We start from the raw sequence: 15941 nt of genomic DNA on the forward strand, positions 1-15941 counted from the left end.
AGGTACAACGGGAATAACCCTTGTACCTACGCGTCATTTTTTCCGCTAGGTTTCAAGGGTTTACGTATGATGATGATGTTTTTGTGCAAATGTAACTACAGATTTATAAGTAAACATAGTTCTTTGCTCCCTTTCTCCTCTGATTTTGAAGCTAGTATACTACATGTTTTTTAGAATGAAAAGAAAAATATGAAAAATTTATCTCGCTATTTTAGGGTAGCCCGATTGGTGAGGGTTCATTAAAGTTTCACTTTGTGGGAGTATTTCTTACATTTATGCCGAATTCAATATAGTACATATAAAGGAGGGATTGTACATATGGAAATAACTGTAGAACAGGTCTTTAATGATACTATTTTAGAAGAAGCGGCAAGTTTATTTCATGTGAAAGTAGAAAAAAAACCACTTGGAGATTTCGAAAATTATATTTTTCATGCGGAGGATGAAAAGAAAGGATCCTATGTGTTGAGATTGACTCATTCTTCTCATCGGTCTGAGGTGCAAGTCCAAGCTGAATTAGAGTTTTTGCAATATTTAAAAGAACATGGAGCGCATATTGCCGGACCACATAATTCAAAAACTAGAAAACTAGTAGAAGGAATACAAGCAACAGATGGAACAACCTTTTATGCGTCCCTTTTTTCATATGCACAAGGGGAAAGGATAAAAGATGATGCCTCTATACATTGGGGAGATGATTTGTTTCAAGCATGGGGAAAAGCAATTGGACAAATTCATCGCCTTACAATGGATTACCCTAAAACAAGACATCGTACGACATGGGAGGTAGATGAAAGAGCGATTATAGAAGATTTAGAGGATGAACCGTTGAAACAGATTGCGAATACATTAATTAATCATATAAAAAAACTGCCGATAGAAAAGAAAAGTTTTGGACTTATACACGGCGATATTCATTAAGGGAATTTTCATTATGATGGAACAAAATTAACAATTTTTGATTTTGATGATGCTACGTATAATTATTTTATACATGATATAGCGATGGTTCTCTATTATTCAGCGATGGTAATAAATGGGGCAATGGAAGAAAAAACAGCATTTGCTCGCCATCAATTAAAAGTATTACGATCAGGGTATGAGCTAGAACATCAATTAGAGGAAAGATGGTATGAATCTTTATCACTATTTTTAAGACTTCGTGATATCGGTTTATATGGTACAATTCAAAAGAAATTTAAAGGAAAAGAAATGCCGGAGTATTTTCATACATTATCTGATTCATTATATAAGAGAATTATGAAAGAACAGCCAATTGTGAATATATAATACAAATTTGAAGAGACAAAGTATATGAAAAAGCGATATACTTTGTTTTTTTTATACAAAAATATGCTTGCTTTATTAAAATAATATTGTCATGATTTGAGGATGAGTTTATAATTTTTATATATTCTGAATATTCTTTATAAAAAGGAGGGGGAATTGTGGAAGCATTCGTAGGATGGTTAAATCATATTGTTTGGAGTTCTGCGCTTGTTTATTTATGTTTGGGTGCAGGTTTATATTTTTCTATTCGAACGAGATTTTTACAACTCAGGCATTTTGGAGAAATGTTGAAACTTACATTTCAGGGGGAAAAGTCAGAAGCAGGTGTTTCTTCGTTTCAAGCATTAGCACTGTCTTTATCAGGGCGCGTGGGGACGGGAAATATTGCTGGGGTCGCAACAGCGATTGCATTTGGGGGTCCAGGAGCCATATTTTGGATGTGGGCAGTGGCCTTTTTAGGTGCGGGATCTTCTTATATAGAATCGACACTTGCACAAATATATAAAACGAAACATAAGGGACAATTTCGTGGCGGGCCCGCTTATTATATTGAGAAGGGGCTAGGACTGAAATGGTATGCGTTATTGTTTGTTATAGCAACTATTCTTGCAACGGGGCTGCTTCTTCCTGGTGTGCAAGCAAATAGTATTGCGTTAAGTTTAGAAACAGCGTTTGGTGTGAATACATCTGTATCTGGAGTAATATTAGTCGGAATAGTCGCTCTTATTATCTTTGGTGGAGTAAAGCGTATTGTAAATGTAGCGCAAGTTGTAGTGCCTTTTATGGCAGTTGGTTATATTCTCGTAGCTTGTGCAATTATTGTAATGAATATTGAAAAGTTACCAGAAGCATTTATGTTAATTATAAAAAGTGCATTTGCTTTAGAATCTGCATTTGGTGGAATTATCGGTTTAGCTATTTCTTGGGGAGTAAAACGTGGAATTTATTCTAATGAAGCAGGGCAAGGAACTGGGCCACATGCTGCGGCTGCTGCGGAAGTTTCACATCCAGCTAAGCAAGGGTTAGTGCAAGCATTTGCTGTTTATATTGATACATTATTTGTTTGTTCTGCAACTGCATTTATGATGATCATTACAGGCATGTATAACGTATTTGATGCGAGTGGCAAAAATTTTATTGTCAATAAATTAAATGGTGCACAGCCGGGACCTGGTTATACGCAGGCTGCGGTTGAATCTGTCTTCCCTGGATTTGGAAACGGTTTCGTTGCTATTTCCTTACTATTCTTCGCATTTACAACAGTAATGGCATATTATTATATCGCTGAAACGAATATTGCCTACTTAAATCGTAAGAAAGATCGCCCTTGGATGTTGATGTTACTAAAATTTATTTTCTTAGGAGTTGTATTTTATGGTTGTGTCAAAACGGCAGAGACAGCTTGGGCTTTAGGGGATATTGGTGTAGGGATTATGGCGTGGGTTAACATTATTGCGATTTTATGTTTGCAAAAGCCAGCCATTCTAGCATTAAAAGATTATGAGAAGCAGAAGAAAGAAGGGAAAGACCCCGTATTTCATCCGCGAGAACTTGGAATTAAAAATGCAGATTTCTGGGAGCATGAATACGGAAAAGATAAGAAAGAAGAAGTATCATAAAAGAATAGCAATGAGACAGCAAAGGGAAATCCCTTTGCTTTTTTTGGTTGTTGAAGATCAAATGCAGGAAATCTTGATTTTTGTTGAATTACTACAATCATTTCGTTACTAGAATTGCATTCTTATTCCGAGTTGTAGCACTTTTTTATGGGGCAAAGTTATTTTTTAGGATCCTTTTGAATATAAAAAGAATGTACATGCTTTGTTAGGGGAAGGGGGGGAGTATGTTGATTGAGTTTCGTAATGTAAATAAATATTATGGTAACTTTCAAGTCTTAAAAAATATTAATATTCAAATTCAAAAAGGAGAAGTAGTTGTTATTGTAGGACCTTCGGGATCAGGAAAAAGTACACTACTTAGGTGTATCAATCAGTTAGAGGCAATTACGGATGGGGAATTAATTGTCCAAAATACAGAAGTGCACAATGCCAAGACAGATATGAATAAATTGCGCCGAAATATTGGAATGGTTTTTCAGCATTTTTATTTATATCCACATAAAACGGTGCTTCAAAATATTACATTAGCACCAATGAAGGTAAATAAAATTTCTAAAGAAGAAGCTGAAAAAACAGCCATGTTTTATTTAGAAAAAGTGGGGATACCTGAAAAAGCAGGGGTATATCCGCATGAATTATCCGGTGGACAACAACAAAGAGTTGCAATCGCTAGAGGGCTAGCTATGCAACCAGAAATTATGCTGTTTGATGAGCCAACGTCTGCGCTTGACCCAGAAATGATTGGGGAAGTGCTGGATGTTATGAAAGCGCTAGCGAAAGAAGGGATGACAATGGTTGTTGTCACACACGAGATGGGATTTGCACGTGAGGTAGCAGATCGAATTTTATTTATGGATGAGGGACAGATTATTGAGGATACAATACCAGCAGCGTTTTTTGTGAACCCAGAGCAGGAGAGAGCGAGACTGTTTTTAAGAAGAGTATTCAATCATTAGAGGAGGAGCATGATGAAAAGGATGAAAAAATGGTTCACTCTTATTGTTTTTGTGTGCTTATTTACTTTGATTGTTGCAGGATGTGGAAATAAACAAGAAGAGGCGAAAGAAACAAGTACAAGTGGCGGAGTGGTCGAACAAATTAAGAAACGCGGAAAGTTAGTAGTTGGTGTAAAGAATGATACTAATTTATTTGGATTAAAGAACCCTTCAACAGGGCAAGTAGAAGGGTTTGATGTTGATATGGCAAAAGCACTTGCAAAAAGGATTCTTGGTGATGAGAAGAAACTAGAACTAAAAGAAGTAACTTCGAAAACGCGTATTCCAATGCTGAAAAATGGAGATATTGATGCGATTATTGCGACAATGACAATTACAGAAGAACGGAAAAAAGAAGTGGATTTTTCAGATGTATATTTTAAAGCAGGTCAATCATTGCTTGTGAAAAAAGGAAGCGATATTAAAAGTATTGATGATGTGAAAAAAGGGGTAAAAGTATTAGCGGTAAAAGGATCCACATCAACACAAAATGTTCGTCAAAAAGCACCGGAGGCAACCGTATTAGAATTCGAAAATTATAGTGAAGCATTTACAGCATTAAAGGCGGGACAGGGAGATGTCTTAACGACTGATAATGCAATTTTATATGGAATGGCCAAACAAGATGCGAATTATGAAGTAGTGGGTAAGATCTTTACGAATGAGCCATACGGCATTGCCGTTCAAAAAGGAGCAACGGATTTAACGAAAGAGATCAATGATTTGTTAAAAGAAATAAAAGAAAATGGAGAATATGACAAGTTATACGAGAAATGGATTGGGGAAAAGCCAGAAAAATAGTAGATTGCGAGGAGAGGGATGAGGTTGGCTCATCCTCTTCTTATAAAGAAAGAGGGTGGAAGTTTGCCTGACTTTTCAATTTTGACAAATAACATAGATTTGTATTTGGAGGGATTTAAATATACGTTATTGTCCAGTGTAATTGCCTTGATTGGTAGTTTTCTTCTCGGTGTTATTATAGCCGTTATGCGAATTACGCCAATTCGAGCGTTAAATTGGATTGGTACAGCGTATGTAGAATTTGTTCGAAATATCCCCATCGTTTTAATTGCATTCGCCTTTTATTTTGCCTTTCCAGTCGTTGGTGTTACATTAAGTGGGTTTGTTGCAGGAACAGCAGCGCTTACTATATATACAGCGTCTTTTATTGCAGAAGCGATTCGAGCCGGAATTTTATCTGTTGCAAAAGGACAGATGGAAGCAGCACGTTCTTCTGGTTTAACATACGTACAAGCGATGTATTATGTTGTGTTACCACAAGCTATTAAAATCGTCATTCCGCCGCTAGGCAACCAATTTCTTAATTTAGTAAAAAACTCTTCGATTCTTGGAATTATTGCCGGAGCAGATTTAATGTATCAAGGAGATTTAATTTCAACGAGAACATTTGTCACATTTGATGTGTATATATTTGTTGGGATGTTTTACTTACTTTTAACTGTACCGCTTAGCATGCTTGTGCGTTACTTGGAAAAACGCTTGGCGAAAGGAGCGGTATAGATGGATTTTCAAGGAGCTTATACTGGAGATCATATTGTTTTCCTATTAAAAGGATTACTTGTCACATTAGAAATCGCCATTATTTCTATTTTCCTTAGTTTTCTTATCGGTAGTATAGTGGGAACAGTACGATATACGAAAATACCGATTCTATCGCAAATATTCGCCGTCATTGTTGAAATAATTCGTAACTTACCATTGCTTTTAATTATTTTCTTTACTTATTTTGCACTTCCAGAAGCTGGGTTGAAATTAGAGATTAAAACAGCAGCGATTGTTGCTTTAACAATTTTTGAGGCAGCGATGATTTCAGAGATTGTTCGCAGCGGCTTATTATCGATTGAGAAAGGGCAAATAGAAGCAGGGCGAGCTTCAGGATTGTCATATATACAAACACTTTGGTACATTATTTTACCACAAGCGTTGAGACGTATGGTACCACCGCTAGTGAGCCAATTTATATCTTTATTAAAGGATACATCATTAGCAGTTGTCATTTCATTACCGGAGCTTATGCATAATGCCCAAATTATTAATGGACAAAATGTGAATTACATGATTCCTACATTTGTATTAGTAGCTTGTATATATTTTGTTGTAAATTATCAATTGTCAATTTTATCAAGAAAATTAGAACATCATTAACTCTTACGGACATGTAAGAGTTTTTTTACTAATAAAACCATCTTCTCTTGTGAATACAAAATGAGTTGTGTTCATAATAAAAAATGTATAGTTTTATCAGAAAAGTTTTAATTTTATATAGAAATTGTAAACGCTTTCGTGTATATTTTTATTATCAGAAAATTTTCAAAACAGAGGGTTTTTATAGGGGAGGATTACGATGCAGCAAACAACGAACGAGAAATTACATCGAACGATGAAGAGTAGACATTTATTTATGATTGCGCTTGGGGGTGTCATCGGAACAGGTTTTTTTCTTGGATCAGGGTATACGATTAACCAGGCAGGACCAGGGGGAGCTATTCTTTCTTATTTAGTTGGTGGATTTATTATGTATTTAACGATGCTTTGTCTCGGTGAACTAACTGTCGCGATGCCAGTTTCTGGATCTTTTCAAAAATATGCGACGAAATTTATTGGGCCAGGAACAGGTTTTATGATTGGATGGTTATATTGGCTAGGATGGGCTGTTACAGTTGGATTAGAGCTAACATCAATAGGCTTGATGATGAAAAGATGGTTTCCATCTGTAGGTGTTTGGGTATGGTGTTTGATCTTTGGACTTATTTTATACATTTCGAATGCAATTTCAGCGAAAAGCTATGCTGAATTAGAGTTTTGGTTCTCTAGTATAAAAGTAATTACAATTGTTGTATTTGTCGTTTTAGGAGGCTGTGCATTGCTTGGCTTTTTACCGTATGATGGAAAAGCGGCAGCACCTCTTTTTTCTAACTTTGTAAATGACGGTGGATTGTTTCCAAATGGGGTTGCTGCTGTACTTCTTACAATGATTACAGTTAATTTTTCTTTTCAAGGAACAGAACTTATCGGGATAGCAGCTGGAGAAAGTGAACAGCCAGAGAAAACAATTCCTCGTGCCATTCGTAACACAGTATGGCGCATCATGTTATTCTTTATTTTAACAATGACGATTTTAGTAGGATTAATTTCATGGAAAGAAGCAGGGGTTATTGAAAGCCCGTTCGTTGTTGTATTTGATAAAATTGGGATTCCTTATGCAGCCGATATTATGAACTTTGTCATTATTACAGCGCTATTATCTGTAGCAAATTCTGGATTATACGCAGCGACGCGTATACTATGGTCTCTTGCAAATGAAGGAATGGCACCGACTTCTTTCAAAAAAGTAAATAAACGTGGTATTCCAATTACAGCGTTAATTGTTACGATTGCTGTAGCTGGTTTATCTTTACTGACAAGCTTCTTTGCAGAAGATACAGTATACATGTATCTATTGTCTGTAGCAGGATTATCTGCTGTTGCTAGCTGGGTTATTATTGCGCTATCACAACTTCGTTTTAGAAGTCAGTATGTAAAGGATGGAGGCAAGTTAGAAGACTTGAAATATAAGACTCCGCTATATCCAATTGTTCCAATTCTAGCTCTCGTTACAAATAGTATCGTTATCATTAGTTTAGCGTTTATTCCAGAACAACGGATGGCTTTATATTGCGGTATTCCATTTATCATTTGTTGCTATGTGTATTATTATATAAATAAGAAGCGGCAAAAAGTGATGAAAGTGGAGATGGATAAAGCGTATGAGACTAACAATTAAGCATGATCATATTCAAGCTGAGTATTCGTATGGACAGTTGTCAATTGGAAAAGAAAATGGGTATTCCCCGTTAGAACTATTCATTTCTTCCATTGCAGGATGTAGTGCAATTGTTTTTCGAACGATCTTAGAAAAGAAGCGTATTCAGTATGACACATTTACAATTGAAACGACAGTTGAGCACAGTGATGCTTTATCAAGACCTGTTGAGAGTGTACATCTGTACTATAAAGTAAGGGCAGAGGGAATTACGCTCATGCAACTCGAAAAGGCGTTAGCAATTGCAGTGAAAAATTGTACAATTGCACAATCTGTTAAAGATAGCATTCAGATTACTGAAACAGTGGAGTTAATAGAAAAAAAGTAAGAGAGTACAATTACATCATTGTACTCTCTTTTTCTCGTGGCAAAGTAATAGTAAAACATGTTCCTTTATTTAATTTACTGCTAACAGTAATATGACCGTCATGTAGTTCTACAATTTCTTTCACAATCGCCAGACCCAATCCGGTTCCTCCCGTTGCACGTGATCGTGCTTTATCAACGCGATAAAAACGTTCAAAGATATGCGGAATATCTTCCGGCGGAATTCCTTCTCCTGTATCTTGAATCGAAATCTTAATATGTGACACATATGCTGTGACGGTGATTGTAATCACTGAATACTCTGCTGAATGCCTATAAGCATTATTTAAAATATTCATAATAACTTGTTCAAACCGTCTTTCGTCTAAAGTGATAAAAAGTGATGGAGGACATGTTAAGGAGACGGTAAGATGTTTTTGGACATATATTCCATTCACTTTTGTGACAATCCGATTTAGAAACTTTTCTAAATCGATCCTTTTCGCTTCAATTAAAAAATTATGTTTCTCCATCTGGGCAAGTATAAATAAATCTTGTACTAAATTCGTAATGTAATCCGCTTCCTCTTTTATAATGGACAAATATTTCTCTCGTTCTGTAGGCTGTGTAGTACGTTTTTGTGCAATCTCTGCATAGCCCTTTACATACGTAAGCGGGGTTCTTAATTCATGTGCTACGCTTGCTAGAAATTCACTGCGTTCCTTTTTCATATAATGTAAATCATTTGCCAGTGTTTGAATTGCGCTAGCAAGTTCACCGATTTCATCATTTCGAGATGTACGTAAAGAAATAGATAAATCACCACGACTCATTTTTTCAGTTGCATGTTTCATACGAATCAGAGGCTTTGTTAATAAGCGTGATAGTAGAAAAATTGTAATCACTGTTAATAGAAAAGTAATGAGACCTGCAATCATAAATTGTTTTGTTAGCCCATTGACCATTTGTTTAATTGAGTTTGTGCCGAGAAACATATATACGTACCCTTGTACTTTCTTTCCTATTACAATAGGGCTAACAGTACATATGTAATTAGAAGTTTTCCAGTGGCTGTCAATAATCGTTCCGTTATGACTTGGTCTTATTTTCATTTTTGTAATATACATCTTTATAGTGGAATCTATATAATTGGACTTTGCTAACACTTTTTTATCTGCATTTGTAATAACGGCAGTTGTCTCTGCTTCTGACTCCATTAATGCAACATGAGAAATTGTTTGTGAATCAAAATATTTTTCTAATACATCACGATGGCTATTGCCACGCTTTAATAATGCATTCATTTCTTCATTTACTCTCGTGTTAACAAGGCTGTAATACAAAAGAATAAATAGAACGCTTTCGATTAAAAGTGTGACGATTAAAAAATAAAATCCTAGTTGAACAGAGATTCGTTTCATCTGACTACTCCTTATTATTCAGTATCAATCCAGTGATAGCCGACTCCATATACCGTTTTTAAATGTATGTCAATAGGGAAGCGAGCTTTTCGTAACTTGTCACGTAAATTACGAATATGAGAATCAATTGTACGATCTTCTGTATTTGCATTTAACCCCCAAATACGCTCAATAAGTTGATCGCGGCTAAGTACATAATTTATGTGGCGCAAAAATAACCCAAGCAGAGAAAATTCAATAGGGGTGAGTAACACTTCTTGTTCATAAATAGAAACGAAGTGCTTTACTTCATCCCATAAAAGCCCTTTATATTGGATTTGTTCATGCTCATTTGTACGTCGTAGGACCGCTTCAATTCGCGCTAACAGTTCTTCTTCGTGAAACGGCTTTGTTATATAATCATCCGCACCTATCTTTAATCCATGCACAACATCTATTTTTTGATCACGAGCTGTTACCATGAGGATAGGAATACGGCTGAATGAACGGATGTTTTTACATGTTTCCCAACCGTCCATGTTTGGCATCATAATATCAAGAAGCACGAATTTGAAATTTTGTTTTTCGATATAAGAAATCGCTTCTTGTCCTGAAGTTGCACAAACGCAGTTATACCCCTTAGGTGTAAGATAAAGAGTTAATAATTCTAACATTTTGGGTTCATCATCTACAAGTAATATATCAATCATAGAGTTTCCTCCATATTTGTTATTCATTTCTTAAAGTGTAATGCAAAATCGTGAAGAAATGGTGCAGATTATTATGTATCTGCATAATTTTTTTAGATTTGATTGCTATTGTATAAGGTGAAGTTCTACTTTAGGTAAGAATATTAGCTCGAGAATAATAGATACGGAGGGGAAGCGAGTGAAAAAAATAACCTGCGTTTTAGGCATTACCATTATGACAGCGGTGAATCTTACAGCGTGTGGACAAGCAAATACAGAACATAATGAGAAGAAAAATGAGCAGAAACAAGAAATGAGCATGACTCATAAATCGGCGGCACCGAAAGAAATGAACGCGCACGCATCTAGTAATTTACACACGTTGAGTTTAAAAAATAGTACAAGGCTCAATACAAATGATCCCGTGCAAATGGCCGTATTAACATCACAAATGATTTGGCCAGCGACTCATAGAGAAAATCAGCCGGGAGCGGTTATTTTAGTACCAATAAATGAATGGAAACTTGGGATAGCGAGTGCAGATCTCATTCATCATCCAAACAATGGCCCGATTTTATTCGTGGATAAAAATGGAATTCCAGAAGCGACATTAAACGAAATAAAACGATTGCAACCGCTTGGGACAAAAGATGGAACACAAATTATGGTGATGGGGGATGTAGGAACTTCTGCTTTAGAACAATTAAAAGAATATAAAGTAAAACAAATAAAAGAAACAGATCCAGCTAAATTTGCTAGAGAAGTTGATAAAGAGTATGCCGATATAGCAGGTAGGTATCCAGACAATGTTATTATTGGTTCATTTGAAGAGGGAGGGCGTCTTTATACAACACCTGCGATAAATTGGATTGCACATATGCCGGAACCACTTTTGTATGTAGGGAAAGATAAAGTACCAGAGGCAACAATAGAAGCATTAAAAATGAGAAAAGATAAGGCGAATATATATGTGTTAGGACCAGAAGCCATTATTTCAAAAGAAGTAGAAAAACAGTTAGCGAAGTATGGGAAAGTAACGCGTATTAGCGGAGACACCCCTACAGAAAATGCAATCGCCTTTGCTACATTTAAAGATCGGAAAACAAAGTTTGGATGGGGGCTCACAAAACCGGGCCATGGTATTTCATTTCTATCAACAAAAACACCAGATTTAGCAATTGCTGGTGCATCGTTTTCGCATATGGGAAAGCATGCTCCAGTTCTTTTGCTAGAGGAAGGAAAGGTTACCCAGCCAGTGTATGATTTATTGGCAACTATCCAGCCCAAGTTTAAAGATGATCCAACATTAGGTCCATACAACCACGGTTTCTTATTAGGAAGCACTACCGATATTTCATTTGAAACGCAAGGTATATTAGATGAAAAACTTGAGATTGTGCAAGAGAGTGGAAAGGGACATGGGGAACACTAAATAGAAAAAGTGCTGCTATAAAGTAGCACTTTTTCTATTTATAAAGAGGAATGTAGTCATTGAGGCAAGCTCATAAAGGTATAGATATAGTTTTCTAGTTTTTGTGGAAGTGGTTTTACATCGGCTATAATTGCTATTTTTATTACCTGTTTGAAATGTAAGACAGCATCTTTCCATTAAAAGGTGAGAATTTTTGTATAGCATAAAATTTCCTAATTGTTATATAATAGCCTTCGTGCAGTCGGTCCTGATTTTCTTATGGAGAAAATTAAATAATAAAAGAGTTGAGGAGTGTTATTTTGTTTCAAACGATAAAACATGAATGGTTTTCTAATGTGAAAGGAGATGTGCTATCAGGAATTGTAGTTGCGTTAGCTTTAATCCCTGAAGCAATCGCCTTCTCTGTCATTGCAGGTGTTGATCCGATGGTTGGATTGTATGCTGCTTTTTGTATTGCAGTCACAATTTCATTTGTAGGCGGAAGAACGGGAATGATTTCTGCAGCAACAGGCGCGATGGCGCTATTAATGGTGACGCTTGTAAAAGACCATGGGCTACAATATTTATTTGCTGCGACGATATTAACCGGGGTTGTCCAAATTATTTTTGGAGTATTAAAATTAAGTTCGCTTATGAAATTTGTTCCACGGCCTGTTATGAGCGGATTTGTGAATGCACTTGGCATTTTAATTTTTACAGCACAGCTTCCGCATTTCCATCGGGCAAATTGGCAAATGTATGTACTTGTTGCATTAGGTCTTGCCATTATTTATCTATTTCCACGTATGACAACAGCAGTTCCGTCTACGCTTGTTGCAATTCTAGCTGTAACAAGTATTGCACTTATAAGTGGATTTCAGTTACGGACAGTTGGTGATATGGGGAGTTTACCAAAAGAATTACCTTTCTTTCATATTCCAGATGTACCATTCACATTAGAGACATTCGCAATTATTTTGCCGTATTCGATTATGCTAGCCGTGATTGGTTTATTGGAATCATTGCTTACAGCCTCTCTTTTAGACGATATAACAGATACGTCAAGTAATAAGCATAAAGAGGCACGCGGACAAGGAATTGCGAATATTGTTGCTGGATTCTTTGGTGGCATGGCTGGATGTGCCATGATTGGACAATCTCTTATTAATATGAAATCAGGCGGAAGAGGACGATTATCAACATTTGTAGCAGGCGGATTTTTAATTGTCTTATTATTTGTTTTAGGAGATTATGTTGTTCATATTCCAATGGCCGCGTTAGTAGCTGTGATGATTGTGGTTTCAATTGGAACATTTGATTGGAAATCTGTATTTACTCTTCATAAGGTTCCGAAAGGTGACGCATTTGTGATGATTGTAACAGTTATTATTGTTCTCATTACACATAATTTAGGGTTTGGTGTGATTGTTGGAACTGTAATCAGCGCTGTATTATTTGCCGTAAATATGGCAAAGATTCACGTGAAACATTTATATATTGAAAATAAGAAAATCTATGAAGTTCATGGACAATTATTCTTTGCATCTACGACAGAGTTTATAAATGCATTTCAATTTAAAGAGGATGTGCAAGAGGTAACGATTGACTTTACACATGCACATGTGTGGGATGATTCAGCTGTAGCAGCAGTTGATAAGGTTATGATGAAATATGAGCAAAATGGTATACAGGTGAATATAGTAGGATTAAATGAGCGTAGTTTAAAACTCATAACAAAATTAGCTACTCATAATAAACAAGCCATTAGCTAAAGTCAAGCCACCTTTTTGAAAACAAAAAGGTGGTTTTTTGTATTATAATACGATTATGATACGGAAAGGGGATTCAGCATATGTATAGACAGATTATATTAGCATGTGATGGTTCGGAACATGCGTTTCGCGCGGCAAAGCATGCAGCACATATTGCGAAATGCAATGTAGAAGCAAATGTTGAAGTTGTATATGTAGTTGATAATAGAACAGCAAAATCAGATATTATTCAAGGGCAAACAGATATAGAAACAATAGAAGCTAGTAGAAAAGAGAGAGTAAGAGAAATAGAAACGATGTTACAACAAGAAGAAGTCTCTTATAAAATTACGATTCTACATGGCGACCCAGGGGAAACAATTGTGCAATATGTAAATACTGGAGATATTGACCTTGTAGTCGTAGGAAGTAGAGGATTAAATACACTTCAGGAAATGGTTCTTGGTAGTGTAAGTCATAAAGTTGCAAAACGAGTGAAATGCCCCGTGATGATTGTAAAGTAACAGGCAGCTAGAAGACTGTCTGTTTTTTTGTTAATCTTACAAAAATGTAAGACAGTTGTTAGTGAAATCGATGTTATAAAAGTATTTTTATGGATAGAATAAAGATATTGGATACATATATGAGAGGAATGAAAGCATTTCAACATTTATCATATAGTCAGGGAGTAAGCTTGATTTGTTTAGGCGGATTTCTAGTAACGGTTATATTGGCAGTTGCACTGAAATTGTTGCAGCATTTATTTTGATGTATAGAAAGGAACAAATGATGAAAAACGACAAACAAGTTATATACAGAAATGAAAACTAACCCTTCGCAATCATTGATGACTGCGAAGGGCTAGTTTCGTTTATTTTTCTACTTCTGGTTTTTCACTTGTTACAGTAACATTTCCCCATTTGTATCGATCTTCTGGATTATATTTATAGTCTTTTACGCGGTTGTTTACCCCGATTAGCTCAAACTTATAATGAAGAGGAATTAATGGTACTTCATCGTGAACAAGTTTTTGCCATTTGTCGTATACATCTTTACGATATTTTTCATCAGCAGCTTTTGGAGAAATTCCTTCTTGTAATAATTCAGTATTTTTATCATTGACCCAGCGTGTGTAGTTGAAAGGTGCCTCTTTTGCCCAGATACCAGAAGGATCTGGATCGGAACCAACGCCCCAAGCACCTGCGAATACATCAACTTTCGGATCATCTGTTTTCAGCATGTCGTAGAATGAGTTGAATTCATGTAGACGACCATCAAGAAGTTCTACTTTTAAACCGATATCTTTCCAAGATTGAATAAAGAATTTAGCAAGTGGTTCACTTGTATCACCACCACTCATGGATAGGAAATTAATTTTAAATTCTTTTCCATTTGGGTCTTCACGGAAGCCATCTCCATTTTTATCTTTATAACCAGCCTCATCTAATAATTTTTTCGCTTTGTCTACATCTTTATCATAAGAACCGACTTTATTGTTGTGGTATTTTGGTAGAGACGGAGGAATTACTGAATTGGCTGGATAACGTAGACCGTGATATAATTTTTCGCCAATTTCTTTACGGTCAATTGCGTAAGCCATTGCTTGGCGTAATCGTACATCTTTAAATTTGTCGTTATCCATTACGCTTTCTTTCTTTTCTTTATCGTAGTGTCCAAGTTTAAAGCCGATATAGCTATAATACAAATCCGTTGTACCAATTAATTGTATGTTTTTAAGCTTGCTTACGTTAGGATATTGATCTGCACTTACTTCTGCAATATCAATATCACCTTTTTTCAAAGATGCATTTACAATAGAAGGATTTACAACTTTTAATACAATATTTTTAAGTTTTGGTTTTCCGCCATAATAATCATCAAAACGTTCGAATTCAACAGATTCTCCAGGTGTAATTTTCTTAATTTTAAATGGCCCAAAACCGATTGGATTTTTCCGTACTTTATCAGATTCTGCTAATTTATCAATTGGAACATCACCTAAATATTTTTTGTTAATGGGAGATGTCCAAAGGCCTGTTTTAACAGAAGGATTTGGCTCTTTAAAAGTAATCGAAATCGTTTTGTCATCAATGACTTTCACACCAGAAATCTTTTCCGCTTTTCCTGAATGATATTCATCCATACCTTCAATTAATTGCATCTGAGAATCAAATCGAGCACCTGTATATTTATTGCTTCCAATTACGAGATAAGCGTACTCTAAATCTTCAGCTGTAACAGGATTTCCATCATGCCATTTCACATTATCTTTAATTTTTAATGTAACCGTTTTTTTATCTTCTGACAATTCATATGTAGCTGGTCCATCATTTGTATATTCCCAGTCATCATTGTTTGTTAGTAAAGATTCATTAAAAATGGTTAATATTCTCCAATCTGGATTACTTTCATATACGGAAAAGTCTAACAGCCCCTCAAATGGTGTATCAGATACTAAGCCAATTGTCAGTGAACCATCTTTAACTTCTTTTTTATCATTTTTGACTGCGGTACTGAACTTCTTTGTATCAGTTGTTTTAGAACTATTACTTGATTTTTCATTACCACCACTACCTCCGCATGCCGAAAGTAGTAACGTTGAAACAGCAAGTGTACTTAATACTTTAAAAAATTTTGGTTTTTTCATCGTTTTTTCC

13 protein-coding genes and 2 pseudogenes are annotated in these 15941 nt (G+C 35.7%); 12 read left to right on the forward strand and 3 right to left on the reverse strand.

The window, feature by feature from the left end:
* Positions 1-318: 318 nt before the first annotated feature.
* The 8 genes and pseudogenes from MR059_RS14340 to MR059_RS14375 all read left to right on the forward strand — a co-directional run bounded on the left by MR059_RS14340 (position 319) and on the right by MR059_RS14375 (position 8055).
* Positions 319-1290, forward strand: a pseudogene (locus tag MR059_RS14340) (phosphotransferase enzyme family protein).
* Positions 1291-1448: 158 nt separating this feature from the next.
* Positions 1449-2909, forward strand: a complete 1461-nt coding sequence (locus MR059_RS14345) for an alanine/glycine:cation symporter family protein (RefSeq protein ID WP_011983644.1) — start codon at positions 1449-1451, stop codon at positions 2907-2909.
* A pseudogene (locus MR059_RS14350) lies at positions 2854-3865 on the forward strand (amino acid ABC transporter ATP-binding protein). Before MR059_RS14345 ends, MR059_RS14350 begins: the two are co-directional and overlap by 56 nt.
* Before the next feature lie 12 nt (positions 3866-3877).
* Positions 3878-4705, forward strand: a complete 828-nt coding sequence (locus MR059_RS14355; protein ID WP_011983646.1) for a glutamate ABC transporter substrate-binding protein — start codon at positions 3878-3880, stop codon at positions 4703-4705.
* Between the two features lie 63 nt (positions 4706-4768).
* The gene (locus MR059_RS14360; protein ID WP_041810221.1) at positions 4769-5425 is read left to right on the forward strand and encodes an amino acid ABC transporter permease; all 657 of its coding nucleotides are present in this window, start codon (positions 4769-4771) and stop codon (positions 5423-5425) included.
* A complete protein-coding gene (locus MR059_RS14365; RefSeq protein ID WP_011983648.1) occupies positions 5426-6070 on the forward strand; it encodes an amino acid ABC transporter permease in 645 nt (214 codons plus the stop codon). It begins immediately after the preceding gene.
* Between the two features lie 199 nt (positions 6071-6269).
* Complete coding sequence (locus MR059_RS14370) at positions 6270-7688, forward strand: amino acid permease (protein ID WP_011983649.1); 1419 nt, start codon at positions 6270-6272, stop codon at positions 7686-7688.
* Complete coding sequence (locus MR059_RS14375; protein WP_011983650.1) at positions 7672-8055, forward strand: OsmC family protein; 384 nt, start codon at positions 7672-7674, stop codon at positions 8053-8055. Before MR059_RS14370 ends, MR059_RS14375 begins: the two co-directional genes overlap by 17 nt.
* Positions 8056-8065: 10 nt before the next feature.
* On the opposite strand, the gene MR059_RS14380 is transcribed toward MR059_RS14375, so the two are convergent.
* Positions 8066-9454, reverse strand: coding sequence for a sensor histidine kinase (locus MR059_RS14380; RefSeq protein ID WP_011983651.1), 1389 nt, complete (start codon positions 9452-9454; stop codon positions 8066-8068).
* A 14-nt stretch (positions 9455-9468) separates the two neighbouring features.
* Entirely contained in the window at positions 9469-10143 is a 675-nt protein-coding gene (locus tag MR059_RS14385) for a response regulator transcription factor (RefSeq protein ID WP_011983652.1), read from the reverse strand.
* Between the two features lie 178 nt (positions 10144-10321).
* On the opposite strand from MR059_RS14385, the gene MR059_RS14390 reads away from it, so the two are divergent.
* The 4 genes from MR059_RS14390 to MR059_RS14405 all read left to right on the forward strand — a co-directional run bounded on the left by MR059_RS14390 (position 10322) and on the right by MR059_RS14405 (position 14053).
* Entirely contained in the window at positions 10322-11554 is a 1233-nt protein-coding gene (locus tag MR059_RS14390; protein WP_041809441.1) for a cell wall-binding repeat-containing protein, read from the forward strand.
* A 299-nt stretch (positions 11555-11853) separates the two neighbouring features.
* Positions 11854-13305 carry a SulP family inorganic anion transporter gene (locus MR059_RS14395; RefSeq protein WP_011983654.1) on the forward strand — a complete coding sequence of 484 codons (1452 nt, stop codon included), beginning with the start codon at positions 11854-11856 and terminating at the stop codon, positions 13303-13305.
* A gap of 80 nt (positions 13306-13385) precedes the next feature.
* Complete coding sequence (locus MR059_RS14400; RefSeq protein ID WP_011983655.1) at positions 13386-13808, forward strand: universal stress protein; 423 nt, start codon at positions 13386-13388, stop codon at positions 13806-13808.
* Between the two features lie 119 nt (positions 13809-13927).
* Positions 13928-14053 carry a DUF4027 family protein gene (locus MR059_RS14405; protein WP_176371913.1) on the forward strand — a complete coding sequence of 42 codons (126 nt, stop codon included), beginning with the start codon at positions 13928-13930 and terminating at the stop codon, positions 14051-14053.
* Positions 14054-14155: 102 nt separating this feature from the next.
* On the opposite strand, the gene opp4A is transcribed toward MR059_RS14405, so the two are convergent.
* Positions 14156-15931, reverse strand: coding sequence for an oligopeptide ABC transporter substrate-binding protein (opp4A, locus tag MR059_RS14410; protein ID WP_011983656.1), 1776 nt, complete (start codon positions 15929-15931; stop codon positions 14156-14158).
* Positions 15932-15941 lie beyond the last annotated feature (10 nt).

The organism is Bacillus cereus group sp. BfR-BA-01522, assembly GCF_022662635.1.
In the GTDB taxonomy this organism is placed as follows: Bacteria; Bacillota; Bacilli; order Bacillales; family Bacillaceae_G; genus Bacillus_A; species Bacillus_A cytotoxicus.

Coding starts and splice junctions, on each gene's coding strand:
- MR059_RS14405 (WP_176371913.1), top strand. CDS start 13,928: ATGAGAGGAATGAAAGCATTTCAACATTTATCATATAGTCAGGGAGTA.
- MR059_RS14380 (WP_011983651.1), bottom strand. CDS start 9,454: ATGAAACGAATCTCTGTTCAACTAGGATTTTATTTTTTAATCGTCACA.
- MR059_RS14370 (WP_011983649.1), top strand. CDS start 6,270: ATGCAGCAAACAACGAACGAGAAATTACATCGAACGATGAAGAGTAGA.
- opp4A (WP_011983656.1), bottom strand. CDS start 15,931: ATGAAAAAACCAAAATTTTTTAAAGTATTAAGTACACTTGCTGTTTCA.
- MR059_RS14355 (WP_011983646.1), top strand. CDS start 3,878: ATGAAAAGGATGAAAAAATGGTTCACTCTTATTGTTTTTGTGTGCTTA.
- MR059_RS14365 (WP_011983648.1), top strand. CDS start 5,426: ATGGATTTTCAAGGAGCTTATACTGGAGATCATATTGTTTTCCTATTA.
- MR059_RS14400 (WP_011983655.1), top strand. CDS start 13,386: ATGTATAGACAGATTATATTAGCATGTGATGGTTCGGAACATGCGTTT.
- MR059_RS14385 (WP_011983652.1), bottom strand. CDS start 10,143: ATGATTGATATATTACTTGTAGATGATGAACCCAAAATGTTAGAATTA.
- MR059_RS14375 (WP_011983650.1), top strand. CDS start 7,672: ATGAGACTAACAATTAAGCATGATCATATTCAAGCTGAGTATTCGTAT.